The sequence below is a fragment of the Mycobacterium sp. pR1184 genome, from assembly GCF_041287235.1.
Classification (GTDB): Bacteria; Actinomycetota; Actinomycetes; order Mycobacteriales; family Mycobacteriaceae; genus Mycobacterium.
Genome location: NZ_JBGGKR010000005.1, coordinates 140,411 through 156,854 on the forward strand (window position 1 = coordinate 140,411; position 16,444 = coordinate 156,854).

Below are 16,444 nucleotides of genomic sequence, written 5' to 3' on the forward strand. Positions count from 1 at the left end.
GGTGTCTGGCGAAACATCAAGTGTCACCGCTGATTTAGTGCTGCTCGACGCGCTCGGGCCAAGCGGCGAGTACCGGACCCGCAATCGGGAGATCGTGGCCACCACCGCAGGGGTGCCGGTTGCCGAGCTGAGTTTGGTGCCTGGGCTCTATGTGTCGCGGGCCATCGGCGCGCAGCGCAAGGTCGGACCACTGCCGGTCGCGGAGCGGGAAAAGGCATTGGCCGCCGCGGCCGAAATCTTCCGGACCGCGCAGATCGGCGGTCTGAGCTTCGACGCCTATGTCGAACTGGCGAGCCGGATTTCGGGTGTACCGATCGTGGTCACCCGGACCGGGGCCCGCAACGTCGCGGACGCCGTGGCGCACGCCTTCGACGCGGTACGCCCGGCCCAGCCGGTCGGCTCGGCCCGCGACTGGCGCGAGGAACGCACCCGTACCGGCAGTGCGGTCTGGACGCGGCGTGGCGAGATATTCGCGGTGCATGCCGCGGGAAACGGCCCGGGCGTGCACGGACTGTGGCCTCAAGCGCTCGCTCTTGGCTACCGGGTAGCGGTGCGCCCGTCCCGTCGTGAACCGTTCACCGGACATCGACTGGTTAGTGCTTTGCGCCAGGCTGGGTTTCGGCCCGAGGATGTCGTCTTTCTGCCCACCGATCACGGCGGGGCCGACGAGATCATCCGCTGCGCCGACCTCGCGATGGTGTACGGCGGCCAGGACGTCGTCGACAAGTACGCCGTCGATCCGACGGTGATGGTGAACGGACCGGGCCGGGCGAAGATCCTGATCACCGCCGATCGCGATTGGCGTGACTACCTCGACCTGATCGTCGACTCGATCGCGAATCTCGGTGGTATGGCGTGTGTCAACACCACCGCCGTGCTCTATGAGGGCGACCCCGCCCCGCTGGCCGCCGCGATTGCCGACCGGTTAGCGGCGATCGAGCCACTGCCCACCGAGGACGAGCGGGCGATCCTGCCCACCCAGCCCGTAGACAAGGCGCAGGCGTTGGCCGGCTATCTGGCCACCAAGGCCGCCGGCACCACCGCGCTGCTCGGCGCCGACCAGGTCGTCGCCGCGTTGGGTGACGGCTATGCCGCGCTGCGCCCGGCCGTACATCTGCTGGCCGAGCCCGATGTCGACAAGCTCAACGTCGAACTGGCGTTCCCCTGCGTGTGGGTGTCGCCGTGGTCGCACGCCGACGGCCTGACACCACTGCGACAATCGTTGGTAATCAACGTGATTACCGGTGACGACGACCTGATCGACGACGTGCTGGCTGACCCCACCATCGGCAATGTCTACCGCGGTAACCACCCGACCTTCTACAGCGCGCCCGAGATCCCGCACGACGGATTCCTGGCCGACGTGCTGATGCGCAACAAGGGTTTCATCCGGGACTAGCGCTCGGCGATGTAAGGCAGCAGCGCCATCTCGCGGGCATTACGGATCGCGGTGGCCACCTGCCGCTGCTGGCGCACCGTCAGGCCGGTGACGCGGCGGGACCGCATCCGGCCCCGTTCGGAGAGGAACATCTTCAGCGTCGTAATGTCTTTGTAGTCAACGTATTTGATACCGAGGCTGCTGAGCAGGTTCTTCTTTTCCTGGACCGGCTGGGGACGGTTCGGCCGGACCTTCTTGGCGGCCATCTACCAACTCGCCTTTCGTACGCCGGGAAGTTGGCCCTCGTGTGCCAGCTCGCGCACCCGCACCCGGGACAGGCCGAACTTGCGCAGGTGCCCGCGGGGACGACCGTCCACCGAGTCGCGATTGCGTACCCGCACCGCGCTGGCGTCGCGAGGCTGGCGGGCGAGCGCCTGTTGCGCGGCCAGCCGCTGCTCGGTAGTGCTCGCCGGAGAGCGGATGATCTGCTTGAGCACGGCGCGGCGCTCCGCGTAGCGGGCCACGGTCGCGCGGCGCTGTTCGTTCTTGACGATCTTTGATCTCTTCGCCATTCAGCGTTCCTCCCGGAATTCGACGTGGCGGCGGACCACCGGGTCGTACTTGCGCAGCGTGAGCCGGTCGGGATCGTTGCGCCGGTTCTTGCGGGTGATGTAGGTGTAGCCGGTGCCGGCCGTGGAGCGCAGCTTGACGATGGGGCGAATCTCATTGCGCGCCATCAGATTCGCTGACCTTCTCGGCGCAGTCGCGCGACGACCGCCTCGATGCCGTCGCGGTCGACGACCTTGATGCCCTTCGCACTCACCCGCAGCGTGATACGCCGGCCCTCCGAGGGCAGGTAATACGTCTTGGTCTGGACGTTGGGCGACCACCGCCGTGAGGTACGGCGATGCGAGTGCGACACCGAGTTACCGAAACTCACTGTGCGGCCGGTGACCTGACAGTGCTTGGACACGACGCCTCCTCTCTCGCTTATTGAAAATCATTTTCGACAAGGTCTGCCGGGCACTGTACCGTGGCGGAGTCGTTATTGAAAATCATTTGCAATAAGGAGTTGGGATGCGGACCCCGGTGGTGCTGGTTGCGGGTCAGGGCGACACCGACGCGGTGGCGGGGGCGTTCTTGCGCCGGCCCGGGACGGTGGTGGTCGAGCACCGGTTCGACGGCCACGTGGTGCGGCGCACGACGGCCATGTTGTGCAAGGGCGAGTTGAGGACCGCCGAGCAAGCACTGAAGCTGGCGCACGGGTGTGTCTCCTGCACCGTTCGCAACGACCTGCTGATACTGCTGCGCAAGCTGGCCCGCCACACCGGCGTTGAGCGCATCGTCGTCCATCTGTCGCAGTGGCTGGAACCCGAGCCCATCTGTGTCGCGATCAACCATGTCCGGGTGCGTGTCGGCCCTGGCTACGCCGACGGCCCGGCCGCCCTGGACGTGACGATCGCCGGGGTGGTGACGTGCGTCGACGCCCACACCTGGCTTTCCCGCGCGCTGGGCGACGCCGTGCTGCGCGACGGACGCACGATGGCCCAGGTCGTTGTCGGCCAGGCGGAGTTCGCCGACGTTTTAGTCCTGACGCGCCCGGAACCCGTGACGTTGGCCGTGCTGCGCAGGTTGGCTCCGCGGGCGCGGATCACGGTGGGGCTCGAGCGCGTCGACATGGCGCTGGCGAATCTGGATCACGACTCGCGACGCGGCCGCAGCGATCATCCGCACGGTTGGCTGCTGGCCGGCCGCCCGCCGCTGGCCGCCGACGGGATGGTGCGAATGGTCGAGTTCAACGCCCGCCGCCCGTTTCACCCCGAGCGCTTGCACGCCGCCGTGGATCTGCTGCTCACCGGGTGGTGCGCACCCGCGGGCGGCTCTGGCTAGCCAGCCGGCCTGACCAGGTCATGTGGATGGAGTCGGCCGGCGGCGGTTTGCGCGTCGCCAGCGCGGGGAAATGGCTGGCGGCCATGACCGCACCGGAGGCTGCCAATGTCGACGCCGAACGGCGTCTGTTCGCCGAATTGCAGTGGGAGTACCGCTTCGGTGATCGGCACACGGCGATGACGGTGCTGGTCTGCGGCGCAGAGCCGCCCGATCTTCTCGATGCCTTGCACGCAGCGCTACTCACCGACGCGGAGATGGCCCACCCGCGCGAATGGGGCGGCTACCCGGACCCGTTCGGCGACTGGCATGAGGACCCCTGCGACGAATCCCCGCCGGCCGCCGAAGGAGTCGCGAGCGACGCCGACCGCCGGGAGTCGTGAACTAACGCATTCAGCCGGTACCGGGGTTCGCCCGGTGCGGGCGGTCTGGTAGCTGTAGGTTACGAGTCGCAAAGCGTTGGGAAAGCAGCGCTGCACCAGGACTCGGCACGCCATCTCGGTGAATGCGGTGTGAAGGTGAACTTGTTAGGCCAGGCCATTAAGACGGCGACGGACCGATTGGCCAACCCGGCGCGGGTGGGCGACCCCGACAAGCTGCGCGCCGCGGTTTCGGGCAAGACGGTGTTGGTCACCGGCGCTTCGTACGGGATCGGGGAGGCGACCGCCCGCAAGCTGGCCGCGGCCGGGGCGACGGTGCTGGTCGTCGCCCGCTCGGCGGAACGGCTCGACGACCTCGCCGCGGCGATCAACGCCGGCGGTGGTCACGCCTTCGCCTACCCGACCGATCTGAGCGACGAGGACGCCGTCCACGGACTGACCAAGCAGCTCACCGAGAATCACGGCCCACTTGACATCGTCGTCAGCAATGCCGGTAAATCTCTGCGCCGTTCGCTGCATCAGCAATACGACCGCCCCCACGATTTCCAGCGCACCATCGACATCAACTACCTGGGGCCCATCTGGCTGCTGCTGGGACTGCTGCCGGCCATGCGGGAAAACGGCGGCGGCCTCGTCGTGAACGTGTCGAGTGTCGGTGTCCGCGTGGTGCCGGGGCCGCAATGGGGCGCGTATCAGGCGTCCAAGGGCGCCTTCGATCGCTGGCTGCGCAGCGTGGCGCCGGAACTGCATGCCGACGGAGTGGACGTCACGTCGGTGTACTTCGCCCTGGTTCGAACCCGGATGATCGCCCCGACGCCGATCCTGGGCCGGCTTCCCGGCCTGTCGCCCGGCCAGGCCGCCGACGCCATCGCCAAGGCGATCATCGAGCGCCCGCGCACCAACGAGCCGCCGTGGGTGTTTCCGGCGGAGCTCGCCTCGGTGCTGCTGGCCGGTCCCGCCGATTGGGCGGCGCGGTGGTGGCATAGTTCGCTGGCCAGCCGGTTTTTCGCCGACTCGCGCGGGCGAAAGGACCAGGGATGACCGACGGTGTGGCCGCCACGACGGCCCGGGCCCTGGTGTCGTCGCGGCTGCTCAGTGTGCCCACCCCGATCGCGGTGCTACGGCTGATCCGCGAGTTGTATCGCGGCGGCACCAACCTGTCCACGCTGGTGGCCGTCGCGGCGGCGCGCTGGCCGGAGCGCACGGCGATCATCGACGACGACGGGGCGCTGAGCTACCGAGAACTGCAATCCAAGATCGAGGCCCTCGCGCACGAGCTCGTCCGCGACGGTGCCGGGCCGGGCGAGGCCGTGGGGATCATGTGCCGCAACGGCCGTGACTTCGCGGCGTCGGTGTTCGCCGCGTCGCTGGTCGGAGCCGACGTCGTGCTGGTGAACACGGAGTTTCGCAGCACGGCTCTCGCGGGTGCGCTTAGTTCGCACCAGATCAGAAACATGTTCTGCGACAACGAGTTCACCGAGCGAGTCGCGGACGCCGCCCCGTCGGTGGGTGTGATCGATCCGGCGACTGTGCAGACCCGGCCGGGCGTACGGCGTCCACGCGTCGTCGAGGCCGGACGGCTGATTCTGCTGACCTCGGGTACCACCGGTGTGCCCAAGGGAGTTCCGCGGATGCCGCGGATGAGTTCGGGCATCGGCGTCGGCATGACGATTCTCGAACGCACCGGGTTGCGCGTCGGGGCGCGAATCGCGGTGGCGGTACCCATGTTTCATGGCCTTGGTCTGGGCATGCTGATGCTCACGGTCAGCCTGGGCGGCACGGTCCTGACGCGTCGGCGCTTCGATGCCGAGGCGACGCTCGCCCAGGCATCACTGCAGCGCGCCGATGCGCTCAGCGTGGTCCCGATCATGCTGGCGCGCATCTTGGACTTGCCCAACCGGGTCCGGATGCGAAACCCGTTGTCGCTGCAGGTCGTGATATCCAGCGGAGATCGGCTCGACCCTAGCCTCGCACGGCGGTTCATGGACTCCTACGGCGAGATTCTCTACAACGGCTACGGCTCCACCGAGGTAGGGATCGGCGCCCTGGCAACACCTTTCGAATTGCGCCATGCCCCGGACACGGTGGGACGGCCCGTCGCGGGCTGCCCGGTTCGCATCTTCGACAAAAACGGCCGAGCCGTCGGGCCGCGGGTGACCGGCCGCATCTTCGTGGGCGGCGAGCTGACGACCAAGGGCTACATCGGCGGTGCCGACAAGACCGTCATCGACCAGATGACCAGCACCGGCGATATGGGCTATTTGGATAACGCGGGCCGACTCTACATCGTCGGCCGCGAGGACGACATGATCGTGTCGGGCGGTGAGAACGTGTATCCGCGCGCGCTGGAAAACGCACTCGCCGCCCATCCCGACATCGCCGAGAACGCGGTCGTCGGGGTGCCCGACGAACAATTCGGTCGCCGGCTTGCGGCATTCATCGTCGCCCGCGCCCAGCGGCGGATCGACGTGACAGCGTTACGGGAATACTTGAAGGACAAAGTTTCTCGCTTCGAACAGCCCAGGGACATCCACATCGTCGACAGCATTCCGCGCAATCCCGCGGGCAAGGTCATCCGAAAGGAACTGGCAACCTAGGCCTGCGATTCGTCTCCGTCCTGGCCCTCGGGCTGGATGACACCGATGGCCTTGTTCAGCCAGTTGGGCGCGAGCCACGAGATCGCGGTGGCGCCGGCGGTGGCTCCCATCACCCCCGACCAGGCGACCGGTCCCAGCGGTGTGCACCCGAAGAATTGGCTGACCACCGGGGTTTGCACGATGCCGACCAGCACCCCGGCGCTGCCCAGTGCGGTTGCCACGACGAGCGGGCTGTGCTGGCGCGTCAGCAGTGTCTGGGCCAGCTGCGTGGTCACCAGCGCAGTCAAACCCATTGTCGCCGTGCGACGTTCACTTCCAGGCGTCCACCGCCCGATCGTCCACGCGGCTGTCGCGCCAGCGGCCGTCACGACGCCACGGGTGACGATCTGGCGCATCAGGGGCGCGTCGAGCGACGGCGTGGGCCCGGTCAGCACCGCGAGTCGATGTGCGGCGCGGGCCTTTTCGGCCTGCTCCTCGGATTCGTACTCGGTCTCGTCGGGTTCGACGTACTGCGACGTGACGGCAACCGCGAGCGCGGGGAACATGTCGGTGAGCAGGTTCACCAGCAGCAGCTGACGGGTTCCCACCGGCGCGCGGCCCTGGCCGAACGCCGTCCCGATGATGGTGAACAGCACCTCGCCGACGTTGCCGCCGACCAGGATCGTGACAGCGTCGCGAACGCCGGCCCACATGCTGCGGCCTTCTACCAGCGCGTCGAGTAGCACGGACAGATCGCGATCGGTCAAGACGATGTCGGCGGCGCTACGAGCGGCCGACGAACCGCGGCCGCTCACACCGATGCCCACGTCGGCCATCCGGATGGCGGCGGCGTCGTTGGCACCGTCGCCGACCATCGCCGTCACCCGCCCGCACCGCTGCAGCGCGGCCACGATCTGCACCTTCTGCTCGGGGCTGACGCGGGCGAACACCTGGACGTTGGAAACGACCTTAGCGGCGGCGTCCTCGTCCAGACCGGCCAGCTCGGCACCGGTGATGACCCGCGCATCCGCCGGCAGTCCCAGCTGACGGGCGATCGCCCGCGCGGTGATCGGGTGGTCTCCGGTGATCAGCACCACGTCGCGGCCGGCCGCCTCCAGCGCCTCGATCAACGGGCGCGACGATGCGCGGGCGGTGTCGGCCAGGCCGACGTAGCCCAACAACTCCAGGTCGTGCGCGGTGGCATCGACGGCTTCGACGTCGGTGTCTTTATCGTGAGTGGTCCCGTTGGGCCAGGGCCGGCGCGCCACCGCCAACACCCGCAAACCCCGCTCGGCGAGGCTGTGCACCACCGACTCGGCGTGCGCGCGGTCGGCCTCCGGGTCGGCGAAGCGGCAGCGGGGCAGCACCACTTCGGGTGCGCCCTTGAGCATCAGCACCGGCTTGTCGGCGTCGGCGCTCAGCGTTCCGATCGCGGCGGCATAGCCACGACTGGACTCGAACGGCACCTCGGCAAGCAGCTGCCACCCCGAATTGTTCTTGGTCAGAAGGAAACCCGCCGCGGTGACGATCGCCTCGTCGGTGGCGTGGGCGTGGCCCTGACCGTCTTGGGGCTGGGGGGACGCCCAGGCCGCCGCCCGCAGGACCGCGGCCGAGCGCGGATCCTCGGCCTCGGGGAAGGGATCGCCCGGACGAGCATCGTGCGGCATCGCGCACAGCACGCGCAACCGGTTCTCGGTGAGCGTGCCGGTCTTGTCGAAGCACACGGTGTCGACCCGGCCCAGCGCCTCGATCGTGCGCGGCGAGCGGACCAGCACTCCGTGCGACGTCAGCCGCTGAGCGGCCGCGAGCTGGGACAACGTGGCCACCAGCGGCAGACCCTCCGGTACCGCCGCCACCGCGATCGCGACGCCGTCGGCGACGGCCTGGCGCAGCGAGGCGCGGCGCAGCAACGCCAGTGCGGTCACCGCGGCACCGCCGGTCAGGGTCAACGGCAGCACCTTGGAAGTGAGCTCGCGCAGCCGGGCCTGGACTCCGGCCGCCGTTTCGACGTCGGCCACCGCCGAAATGGCCCGGTGCGCAGCGGTATTGACGCCGGTGGCCACGACGATCGCGCGAGCACGGCCCGCGACTATCGTGCTGCCCTCGAACAGCATGCTCGCGCGCTCGGGGTCGTTGACGGCGACGGGTTCCACCTGCTTGTCCACCGGCAGCGACTCCCCGGTGAGCAGCGACTCGTCGACCTCGAGGTCCTCGGCCACCAGCAGGCGCGCGTCGGCCGGAACCACCTCCGGGGCGGCCAGGTCGATGACGTCGCCGGGCCGCAGCGACTTGGCCGACACCGTGACCGTGCGGGTCGCGTTCTGGGCCGCCTCCAGGCGACGCCGGGTGGTGGCCACCGCAGGGACCGCGACACGTCGCACCAGCTGGTCCTGCTCGGCGAACAGCTCGGCGGCCGCGGCCTCGGCCCGCAAGCGTTGTGCCCCACCGGTTATCGCGTTGGCTGTCATGACGCCGCCGACCAGCAGGGCGTCGATGTTGCTGCCGACGATGGCCGATGCCGCGGCTCCCACCGCCAGAATCGGGGTCAGCGGGTCGGAGAGCTCGACGCGCGTCGCCGCGGCCAGCCGCGCCAGGTTGTGCAGCGGCGCGCGCAGGCTCGCGAAGGGTGGACTGTAGGACAAGTCGTCGAGACGGCGACGCCAGGATGGGGTCAGCGTTTCGACGGCCAACGGTCGCGAGCCGCCGGCCAGCCGCGAGTACACGATCTCCGGGTCCAGCGCGTGCCAGGCGGTGAGCGGTTGCGGGGTCGGGTCAGGCAGGCGCAAAACCCGGCTGGCCGAGAAGGTTCCGGCCACCAGCGCGGTGACCGCGGCGGCGTTGACCGGGTTGAGCCAGCGGCGGAAGCTGGCCGGGTTTTTGGGCCGCTCCTGCTCGCTGCCGGTGACCAGCAGCAGCCCGGCCAGCGTGGTACCGCCCTGGGCAAGGTGAATCGCCGACTCGCTGGCGCCGCGGGCCACCGGAATCGCGGACAGGATCCGCACCGCGTCGGCCAGGTCGGTGCCGGTGATGATGTCCGCGGTCCACGGTGTGGCGGCACGTGGATCATCAAGTGCCACACCAACATCGGCGATCGCCAAGGCGGCCAGCGTGTCGGTCGACGCGAAGTCGCGGTGCACCGCGGTGATCAGCAGCACCGGGCCGCGATCGGCCCGCAGGTCACGTACCACGGTCAGCAGCGGGGTGCCGGGCGGATGCGTCGCGGCCACGCTGGCGGTCAGATCCTCGGTGCCGGCCACGTGCCGCAGCACCACTCGGGCCCCGGTGCGATTCGCGGTCTGTAGCAACGGGATCGCGTACGGGTCGACTTCCCAACCGACCTCTACCCTGCCGACGCATTCGCCGTCGACCATCAGGTCGGCGCTTTCGAGGCCCTGCGCCGGGGTGGCCGACGGTCCTTGCACCGGAACCCATCTCAGGTGTGCACCGGTGGCGGGCAACTCGTCGGGATCGGGCTCGGGCGCCTCTTCACCGTGTAGCAGCGCGTCGGCGACTTCGTAGACTCGGTCGTCGTCCCAGCCGGGTGCCTCCCCGATCGACTTCAATACGGCGCGGTGATCACCGCGCAGCGCCGCACCGTCGATCACGACTACCTTCACCCGGTCCAGACGGCGCAGCGCGCCCGGGTCGAGGACCAGCTGTCCGTCGTTGGCGAGCCCGCGACCCAGCGTCGAGGCGAACGCTTGGCGGCCCATGTGCGCGGCTCGGGGCACCCCGGCCTCGATCGCGGCGGCCGCGTCCTCGGTGCCGCCGCCGGCCACCAGCGCACTGGCCGCGGCGATCAACGAGCCGTTGGCCGCCGATTCGACATAGGCCTCCACCGGCCCGGCCATCGAGCCCTTCTCGGTGTCCATCGCGGCGTCGATGGCCCCACCGACCACGACGTGCGAGGCTTCGCCCGCCGCTGCGGCGGCCCAGCTGTGTCGCGGCAGGTGCGACTTGGGCCCGGCCGAGGAGATGACCGGAACCACCGGAGCCTGCGGTCGCTCGGGCGAGGCCAATTGCGGCTCCCGCTCCCGCCACACCCGACGGTGTGCCGCCGCCTCGGTGATCTGCAGGGTCCGCTGGGTCATATCGAGCAGCGGGGTGCCGAACGACTGGGTGAGCCCGTGCGCCGCCGCGGTGGTGGCGGCGAGCACGATGTCGGTGCCCACCCGCCCCAGCCGCGACTCCAGCACCGACACCATGCGCGGTTGATGGTTGATCAGGGCGGCCGCTGCCCGGGTGGTTTGCGGCGCCGCGGGCAGCCGGGTCACCCAGCCGGTGACGGCGGCCGTCATCGCGACCATGTCCATGGCCGCCGAGGTGAGCGGCACCAGAATCGCCAGCGGGTTACCCGGGTCGGCGAACGGAGCGGAAATCGGGACGTCGGACTTCGTGGAAGCCAGGTCGGCGGCAATGGCCGCCACCGTCGAACGCACCTCGTCGAGGACGGCGTCGTAGTCTTCGGCGTCGTCGGAGAGTTCGAAAACCAGTCGGCCCAGCGATCCCTCGACATGGGCTTCGGCCACGCCCGGAATCCGGCGAACCGGCTCCTCGACGACCGCCGAGTACTCGTACCAGCGCGAGAAGGGCAGCAACGGATCCAGGTCCAGATGCACTCGCCGACCGCTCTGCCAGCGCACCGGAGGCGTGACGGGGGCGACAGAGCCGTTCGACGAGGGGTTGATTCCGAGCGCCCGGGTGGTGGAGTCGGCCATCGACTGCACCACGGGCCCGGCAAGTTCGACCACCGGGCTCGCCAACAGCTGCACCGCGCCCGCGGCACCGGCGGCAGTGGACACGCCGGCTTTCACCAGCTGGGCTGCTCCGTCGGTGAGACCAGCGACAACGCTGGTTACACCCGGAATCTTCATTCGGTCATCCTTCAAATGCGTTCGTCGCGCTAATAATCCTGGGGTGCTGGGGACCTGTCCACATCTGAGCGCGAAGTCAGGAGATGCGATGACACCAACGGCTCTGGTGGGTGGGGATCCGCCGGGTTAACAGCGGGTGTAATCGCGTCCCCTGGGAAGTTTACCGGCTGGATGGCAGATCAAACGTCGCGAACAACGCCGGGTCGAGAAAAACGGTAATCGCGGCGATTCGGCCGGATACCGGGGTGATGACGTGTATCGAATGGGCCCGCATTACGCCGTCGTCGGCGCGGCGGTACTCGGCCACGGCGGGTTGGGCATTGGCGGCAGTCCGGACCATCACAATGTCGCCGGCCGTCGTAAAGGCGCGTGCGGCAAGGAATTCCATCACGGTGTCGCGGCCGGTGAACCACACTGGCATCGGCGGCATTTCGAGTTTCACGTCGGCTTGCAGCAGCTCGGTCAGGGCGGCCATGTCGGCGTTTTCGAATGCCGCACAGTAACGGTCGAGCAATTCGCGGCGTTGGGCATCGTCGGGCTCGGCCGCGTCGTCCTCGGTGGGGGAGACCTCGGCGAGGCGGGCCCGCGCCCGCTGCAGCGCGCTGTTGACCGAAGCCGGGGTGGTTTCCAGGAGTTCGGCAACTTCGGCGGCACTGAACTGCACCACGTCACGCAGTATCAGGACGGCCCGCTGCCGCGCGGGCAGTTCCTGCAGCGCCGTCATCACGGCCAGCCGCACACTGTGCCGCGCCGTTACGGTGTCTTCCGGGGTCGCGAACGCACGGGTGTCCGGGATCGGTTCCAGCCACTGATGGACGCCGGCGCCGGTGTCGAGATCGGCGTCCGGGTCGACCGAACTGTCGCCCAGGCCGGCCGGCAGTACGCGCCGCGCGCGGTTCTCCAGCGCGCGCAGGCATGCGGTGGTGGCGATCCGGTAGAGCCAGGTGCGCAGCGCGGCGCGCTCCTCGAAAGCCTGATAACCACGCCAGCCGCGCAGGTAGGTCTCCTGGACGAGATCTTCCGCGTCGTGCACCGAGCCAAGCATTCGGTAGCAGTGCGCAATCAACTCGCTGCGATACGGGGCCGCGTGCTCGATGAAATCGTGCTGAGCCGGCACGGTCGCTCCTATGTCTTGCCGGGTGGGCCGAAACGCTACTCCTTCTACAGAGACGTCGAGCCGGCGAAATTCATCGGCCTCGCGGCGATGAATTCGGTCGATGCGCCGTATCTGGACTAGTGGATGTCTAGCCACGCCGGCGTGATCTCCACCAACGTGCGGCCAGCCGCACACTCGAGCCCCAATGTGCGGCCAGCCGCACACTCGAGCGCCGGCAGCGACAGTAGGGAAGCGAGAACGGACATGAATAACCAAACCCACGCCGGCGACCTTGCCGGCAGCACCGCGATCGTCACCGGGGCGAGTCGAGGATTCGGTCGCGCTATCGCGACCGCGCTGACCGAGGCCGGTGTCGAGGTGGTCGGCGTCGCCCGCACGGCCGCGCTGCTCGACGAGGTCCGCGGGCAGCTCGGCGATTCCTTCGTCCCGGTGGTCGCCGACGCCGCCGATCCGGCCACGGCGAGCGCGCTCATCGACAAGTACACCCCGCGCACGCTGGTGTTGTGCGCCGGGTCTGCCCCGCAGCTGAGCCCGTTGCAGGAACACAGCTGGGAAACCTTCAGCGCCAACTGGAATGTGGATGTCGCACAAGCGTTTCACTGGACCCGGTACGCGCTGCAGCGCCCGCTGGCGCCGGGCAGCTCGGTCATCCTGATGTCCAGCGGCGCCGCGGTCAACGGGTCGCCACTGTCGGGCGGATACGCGGGCGCGAAATCGACCGTCAAGTTCATCGGCAGCTATGCGGCCGGGGAGTCGGACCGCGCCGGGCTCGGGATCACCTTCGTCTCGGTGCTGCCGCGCCTGACGGCGGCCACCGAGCTGGGCGCCAAGGCCGCGGCGGCTTACGCCGAGCGGCAAGGCGTCGATCTCGACACTTTCGTCGCGTCGACCGGACCGGCGCTGACCGCCGAACTGGTCGGCACGTCGGTATCGGCGATCGCTGGTGCCGAGCCCGGACAGCACGGCGCCTATCTGCTCACCGCATCCGGCTTGTCGTCACTGTCCTGACACCAAATCGAAAGGCGGACAACGCAATGGACACACCACCGATCGTGTCGTCCCAGGAATGGGAGGCCGAGCATCAGCGAGTGCTGGTCAAGGAGAAGGAGGTGCTGCGGGCCCACGATGCGCTGGCGGCGATGCGACGGCGCATGCCCTGGCTGGGCGTGCAGGCGCAGTACGAATTCGAGGGGCCCGACGGCCCGGTGAACTTGCTGGGCCTCTTCGCAGGCCGGCGTCAGCTGATCGTCTATCGCGCCTTCTTCGGACCCGACGTGCACGGTTGGCCCGACCATGCCTGCCGTGGCTGCTCGATGATCGCCGACCATGTCGGGAACCTCGCTCATCTCAACGCCCGCGACACCACCCTGGTGTTCGCGTCGCGGGCACCCCAGCCCGACATCGAGCGCCTCAAGGAGCGGATGGGCTGGCAGATGCCGTGGTACACGATCACCGACAGCTTTGACGTCGACTTCGGCGTGCACGAGTGGCACGGCACGAACGCGTTCATCCATGACGGCGACCGGATCTTTCGCACCTACTTCATCAACAACCGCGGCGACGAGGTGCTGGGCAACACGTGGAGCTTCCTGGACATCACGGCGCTCGGGCGTCAGGAAACCTGGGAGGATTCGCCGCCGGGATACCCGCAGTCGGCACCCTACGAGTGGTGGGACTGGCACGACGCCTACGGGCAGCACCAGCCGTCGCGATGGTTCGGCGAACCCGATCCGAACGATCCCAACGATCAGCGGCCGCCGCGCGACGGCTAAGCGGGTCACCTAATTGCCCGCAATTAGGTGCGAATAACACAAATACGCGGTAGCCGTCCAACGGCTACTCGCGCATTATATTCCGACGCGTGAATTCGTTCTACAGAATTCGGTGGTGCGCCCTGTCGACCTGGTATCCGACCGGGAACGACTTCTCGATGACCTGCAGCTGGTGGTCCACCCGGGACTCCAGTTCGAGAACGACACAGCTATCGCCGAGGGATTTTGATTCGAGAACAATGTACCGCTGGCCACAATCGGTGATCGGGTCGCCCGAGTGCAATTTCTCGACCGCAACCGACTCCGGAGTTGCATCTGCCTCCATCCATGACACGTTAGGTCAATTCCGCGAATCAGGGAATAGACCGCTACGTGCTGTCGGCGTGGCGCTGCTTGAAAAAAACGCTGACTCGAGAAATCAGGCCGTCGTCGTCTTGCTCGAACAGGATGCACTCGGGCCACGTCGTCGCGACGTCATCGATCTCGAATGTCTCGGACAGTTCGGCGTAGCACACCCGGGAATCGACGTGAGAGACCCGCTGCACGTGTAACCGATGGCCCGCGAGATTGGTGCATACCTTGCGCAGGTAGGCGACATAGTGTGCCTTGCCCTCGATGACATCGCAGAACGGACCCTCCCGGATCAGTCCTGCGTCGGCGATGGTGTCGGCCAGGCCCGCCCAGTCGTGCGCGGCCAGGCATTCCAGATAACGCTCGACCACCTGACCGTGCGTACTCATGGCGCCTCCGCTCACTTCTGGGTCCACGGTAAGCGCGCCGCGGAGGCAGGGCTAGGTTCTTCGGTATGAGTTTGTGGACCGCGCACTCCGAACACGCGCTGTCAGAAGATGTGCCCGCCCCGCCGGATGCGGTGCGCGACTTCTACGTGGATTTGCACAACATCAAACTCGTGCACCCGCTGATCGTGTCGGTGGAGTCGCTCGAGCGCAGCGATACGCCGGATGGCTACCGGCAGAGCTACCGAGTGGTCGATCGAATTCCGTTGGGGCCCTTCACCAAGGAGATTACTTACCAGGCGTGCATGCACGTCCGCCATAGCGGCTACGTGCTCACTGAGGCCGATCAATCCCCGGGGGTGCGCCTGCGCGGAATGGTGAGCTTCGAGCCGATCCAGGAGCCGATAGGCGGCACCCGGCTCACCGAGCGGATCCGGATATCGGCGCCCCGGCTGTTGGCCCCGATCACCCGGCGCGAGGGAGTCAAAGCGCACCGCAAGATGCTGGCCGGGATTCGTAACCACTTCGAATCAGCCTGAGCCGCTACGAGTCCGGGGCCGCTCACCCGCCGGCGAAATCGATCACACCGCGAATGTTGCGGCCCTCGCGCAGATCCGTCATCGCCTCGTTGATCTCGTCGAGCTGATAGTGGCGGGTGACCAACTCGTCGAGCTTCACCGCGCCGGCCTGGTACATGGACAACAGCATCGGCACACTGGTGCGCGGATTCATGCCGCCGTACAGCGCTCCCTTGAGTTGCTTGGCCGACAGCACCATCTCCTGCAGGACCAGTGGAACCATCGCCTCGGTATACGGGGTGATGCCGGTGACCACGCAGGTCCCCCCCTTGCGAAGCAACCTCATGGCCATGGGGATCAGCTCCACGTGCAGGACACCGGGGGTCAAGACGACGCGGTCGGCCATCACGCCGGCGGTGATGTCGCCCACCAGGGGTATCGCCTCCTCGGCGGAGGCGGCGGCATGCGTGGAACCGAAGATCTTCGCCGAATCCCGCTTGTATTCAACAGGATCCACGGCAACGACATATTTCGCGCCGGCGGCACGCGCTCCCTGCAGGGCGTTCATCCCAACGCCACCGGTGCCGATCACCACCACGGTGTCACCGGGTTCGGTGCCGGCCGTCACCGTCGCGGAGCCCCAGCCGGTGCTGACGCCGCACGATACGAGCGAGGCGGCGTGGAAGGGGACCGCGTCGCCGATCTTGATGACGGATCTTTCCGTCAGGACTGCGTACTCGGCAAACGTGCCGAGTTGACCGTAAGCCATCAGGTTTTCGCCGCCGAGGTGCCGTCGGCACGTTCCGTCGGTCGGCATCTCTCGGGAGAACAGACTTGCGCCGGCATCGCAGATGTAGCTCTGCCCGTTCACGCAAAACCGGCAATCGCCGCACGCGGGAATGAACGACATCGCCACCCGATCGCCCGGGCGCACCGTCGTCACGCCCGGCCCGACTTGTTCGATCACACCAGCGCCCTCGTGACCGCCGATCATCGGGAACCAGTCTGGCTCAGGGATTCCCGTCGCGGCCCGCACCTGCGCGGTCGGCAATACGTCGCCGGTGAACAGATGGTCGTCGGAATGGCAGATTCCGGCGACGGCCATCCGCACCAGGACTTCACCGGCGCGGGGCGGATCAAGTTCGATCTCGCTGATCTCCCAGTCCTGGCCGACCCCGCGAATCACAGCGGCACGACACTTCATG

16 protein-coding genes and 1 pseudogene are annotated in these 16,444 nt (G+C 68.0%); 8 read left to right on the forward strand and 9 right to left on the reverse strand.

Annotated features, from left to right (window positions below):
• Position 1 precedes the first annotated feature (1 nt).
• On the forward strand, positions 2–1,399 hold the full coding sequence (locus ACAG21_RS10910; protein ID WP_370496055.1) for an aldehyde dehydrogenase family protein: 1,398 nt from the start codon (positions 2–4) through the stop codon (positions 1,397–1,399).
• Here ACAG21_RS10910 and rpsR read toward each other — a convergent pair.
• Genes rpsR through rpmB form a run of 4 tightly spaced genes read right to left on the reverse strand, consistent with a single transcriptional unit; the run spans position 1,396 to position 2,351 of the window.
• Positions 1,396–1,644, reverse strand: coding sequence for a 30S ribosomal protein S18 (gene rpsR / locus ACAG21_RS10915; protein ID WP_370496056.1), 249 nt, complete (start codon positions 1,642–1,644; stop codon positions 1,396–1,398). The genes ACAG21_RS10910 and rpsR overlap by 4 nt on opposite strands.
• Entirely contained in the window at positions 1,645–1,950 is a 306-nt protein-coding gene (gene rpsN, locus ACAG21_RS10920; RefSeq protein WP_370496057.1) for a 30S ribosomal protein S14, read from the reverse strand.
• Entirely contained in the window at positions 1,951–2,115 is a 165-nt protein-coding gene (rpmG, locus tag ACAG21_RS10925; RefSeq protein WP_036465848.1) for a 50S ribosomal protein L33, read from the reverse strand. It abuts the gene before it with no gap.
• Entirely contained in the window at positions 2,115–2,351 is a 237-nt protein-coding gene (rpmB, locus tag ACAG21_RS10930; RefSeq protein ID WP_370496058.1) for a 50S ribosomal protein L28, read from the reverse strand. The genes rpmG and rpmB overlap by 1 nt, the downstream gene beginning before the upstream one ends.
• Positions 2,352–2,587: 236 nt before the next feature.
• Between rpmB and ACAG21_RS10935 the strand changes: the two are divergent.
• The 4 genes and pseudogenes from ACAG21_RS10935 to ACAG21_RS10950 all read left to right on the forward strand — a co-directional run.
• Positions 2,588–2,932: pseudogene (locus ACAG21_RS10935) on the forward strand (GTP-binding protein); the annotation flags it as partial.
• Positions 2,854–3,648, forward strand: coding sequence for a GTP-binding protein (locus ACAG21_RS10940; RefSeq protein WP_370496310.1), 795 nt, complete (start codon positions 2,854–2,856; stop codon positions 3,646–3,648). The pseudogene ACAG21_RS10935 and the gene ACAG21_RS10940, both read left to right, overlap by 79 nt.
• 135 nt (positions 3,649–3,783) lie before the next feature.
• A complete protein-coding gene (locus tag ACAG21_RS10945; RefSeq protein WP_370496060.1) occupies positions 3,784–4,686 on the forward strand; it encodes an SDR family NAD(P)-dependent oxidoreductase in 903 nt (300 codons plus the stop codon).
• A complete protein-coding gene (locus ACAG21_RS10950; protein ID WP_370496061.1) occupies positions 4,683–6,242 on the forward strand; it encodes an AMP-binding protein in 1,560 nt (519 codons plus the stop codon). The genes ACAG21_RS10945 and ACAG21_RS10950 overlap by 4 nt, the downstream gene beginning before the upstream one ends.
• Here ACAG21_RS10950 and ACAG21_RS10955 read toward each other — a convergent pair.
• Both ACAG21_RS10955 and ACAG21_RS10960 read right to left on the reverse strand, forming a co-directional pair.
• Positions 6,239–11,095: an HAD-IC family P-type ATPase gene (locus ACAG21_RS10955; protein WP_370496062.1), complete on the reverse strand. Its 4,857-nt coding sequence runs from the start codon at positions 11,093–11,095 to the stop codon at positions 6,239–6,241. The two genes, ACAG21_RS10950 and ACAG21_RS10955, sit on opposite strands and share 4 nt — an antisense overlap.
• A 160-nt stretch (positions 11,096–11,255) precedes the next feature.
• Positions 11,256–12,212, reverse strand: a complete 957-nt coding sequence (locus ACAG21_RS10960) for a sigma-70 family RNA polymerase sigma factor (RefSeq protein WP_370496063.1) — start codon at positions 12,210–12,212, stop codon at positions 11,256–11,258.
• Between the two features lie 243 nt (positions 12,213–12,455).
• Between ACAG21_RS10960 and ACAG21_RS10965 the strand changes: the two genes are divergently transcribed.
• Together ACAG21_RS10965 and ACAG21_RS10970 are read left to right on the forward strand one after the other, a co-directional pair.
• Positions 12,456–13,220: an SDR family NAD(P)-dependent oxidoreductase gene (locus tag ACAG21_RS10965; protein WP_370496064.1), complete on the forward strand. Its 765-nt coding sequence runs from the start codon at positions 12,456–12,458 to the stop codon at positions 13,218–13,220.
• A 26-nt stretch (positions 13,221–13,246) separates the two neighbouring features.
• Positions 13,247–13,984 (forward strand): DUF899 domain-containing protein, encoded by a 738-nt coding sequence (locus ACAG21_RS10970; protein ID WP_370496065.1) that lies wholly within the window; start codon positions 13,247–13,249, stop codon positions 13,982–13,984.
• A gap of 100 nt (positions 13,985–14,084) precedes the next feature.
• On the opposite strand, the gene ACAG21_RS10975 is transcribed toward ACAG21_RS10970, so the two are convergent.
• Together ACAG21_RS10975 and ACAG21_RS10980 are read right to left on the reverse strand one after the other, a co-directional pair.
• Positions 14,085–14,309 (reverse strand): hypothetical protein, encoded by a 225-nt coding sequence (locus tag ACAG21_RS10975; protein WP_370496066.1) that lies wholly within the window; start codon positions 14,307–14,309, stop codon positions 14,085–14,087.
• A gap of 43 nt (positions 14,310–14,352) precedes the next feature.
• On the reverse strand, positions 14,353–14,724 hold the full coding sequence (locus ACAG21_RS10980; protein WP_370496067.1) for a nuclear transport factor 2 family protein: 372 nt from the start codon (positions 14,722–14,724) through the stop codon (positions 14,353–14,355).
• A gap of 65 nt (positions 14,725–14,789) precedes the next feature.
• Here ACAG21_RS10980 and ACAG21_RS10985 point away from each other — a divergent pair, with 65 nt between their 5' ends.
• The gene (locus ACAG21_RS10985) at positions 14,790–15,260 is read left to right on the forward strand and encodes an SRPBCC family protein (RefSeq protein WP_370496068.1); all 471 of its coding nucleotides are present in this window, start codon (positions 14,790–14,792) and stop codon (positions 15,258–15,260) included.
• Positions 15,261–15,282: 22 nt separating this feature from the next.
• Here the strand turns inward: ACAG21_RS10985 and ACAG21_RS10990 are convergent, their stop codons facing one another.
• Positions 15,283–16,443 (reverse strand): NDMA-dependent alcohol dehydrogenase, encoded by a 1,161-nt coding sequence (locus ACAG21_RS10990; RefSeq protein ID WP_370496069.1) that lies wholly within the window; start codon positions 16,441–16,443, stop codon positions 15,283–15,285.
• Position 16,444 lies beyond the last annotated feature (1 nt).

Coding starts and splice junctions, on each gene's coding strand:
- rpmG (WP_036465848.1), bottom strand. CDS start 2,115: ATGGCGCGCAATGAGATTCGCCCCATCGTCAAGCTGCGCTCCACGGCC.
- ACAG21_RS10950 (WP_370496061.1), top strand. CDS start 4,683: ATGACCGACGGTGTGGCCGCCACGACGGCCCGGGCCCTGGTGTCGTCG.
- ACAG21_RS10980 (WP_370496067.1), bottom strand. CDS start 14,724: ATGAGTACGCACGGTCAGGTGGTCGAGCGTTATCTGGAATGCCTGGCC.
- rpsR (WP_370496056.1), bottom strand. CDS start 1,644: ATGGCCGCCAAGAAGGTCCGGCCGAACCGTCCCCAGCCGGTCCAGGAA.
- ACAG21_RS10970 (WP_370496065.1), top strand. CDS start 13,247: ATGGACACACCACCGATCGTGTCGTCCCAGGAATGGGAGGCCGAGCAT.
- ACAG21_RS10965 (WP_370496064.1), top strand. CDS start 12,456: ATGAATAACCAAACCCACGCCGGCGACCTTGCCGGCAGCACCGCGATC.
- ACAG21_RS10975 (WP_370496066.1), bottom strand. CDS start 14,309: ATGGAGGCAGATGCAACTCCGGAGTCGGTTGCGGTCGAGAAATTGCAC.
- ACAG21_RS10955 (WP_370496062.1), bottom strand. CDS start 11,095: ATGAAGATTCCGGGTGTAACCAGCGTTGTCGCTGGTCTCACCGACGGA.
- ACAG21_RS10990 (WP_370496069.1), bottom strand. CDS start 16,443: ATGAAGTGTCGTGCCGCTGTGATTCGCGGGGTCGGCCAGGACTGGGAG.
- rpsN (WP_370496057.1), bottom strand. CDS start 1,950: ATGGCGAAGAGATCAAAGATCGTCAAGAACGAACAGCGCCGCGCGACC.
- ACAG21_RS10985 (WP_370496068.1), top strand. CDS start 14,790: ATGAGTTTGTGGACCGCGCACTCCGAACACGCGCTGTCAGAAGATGTG.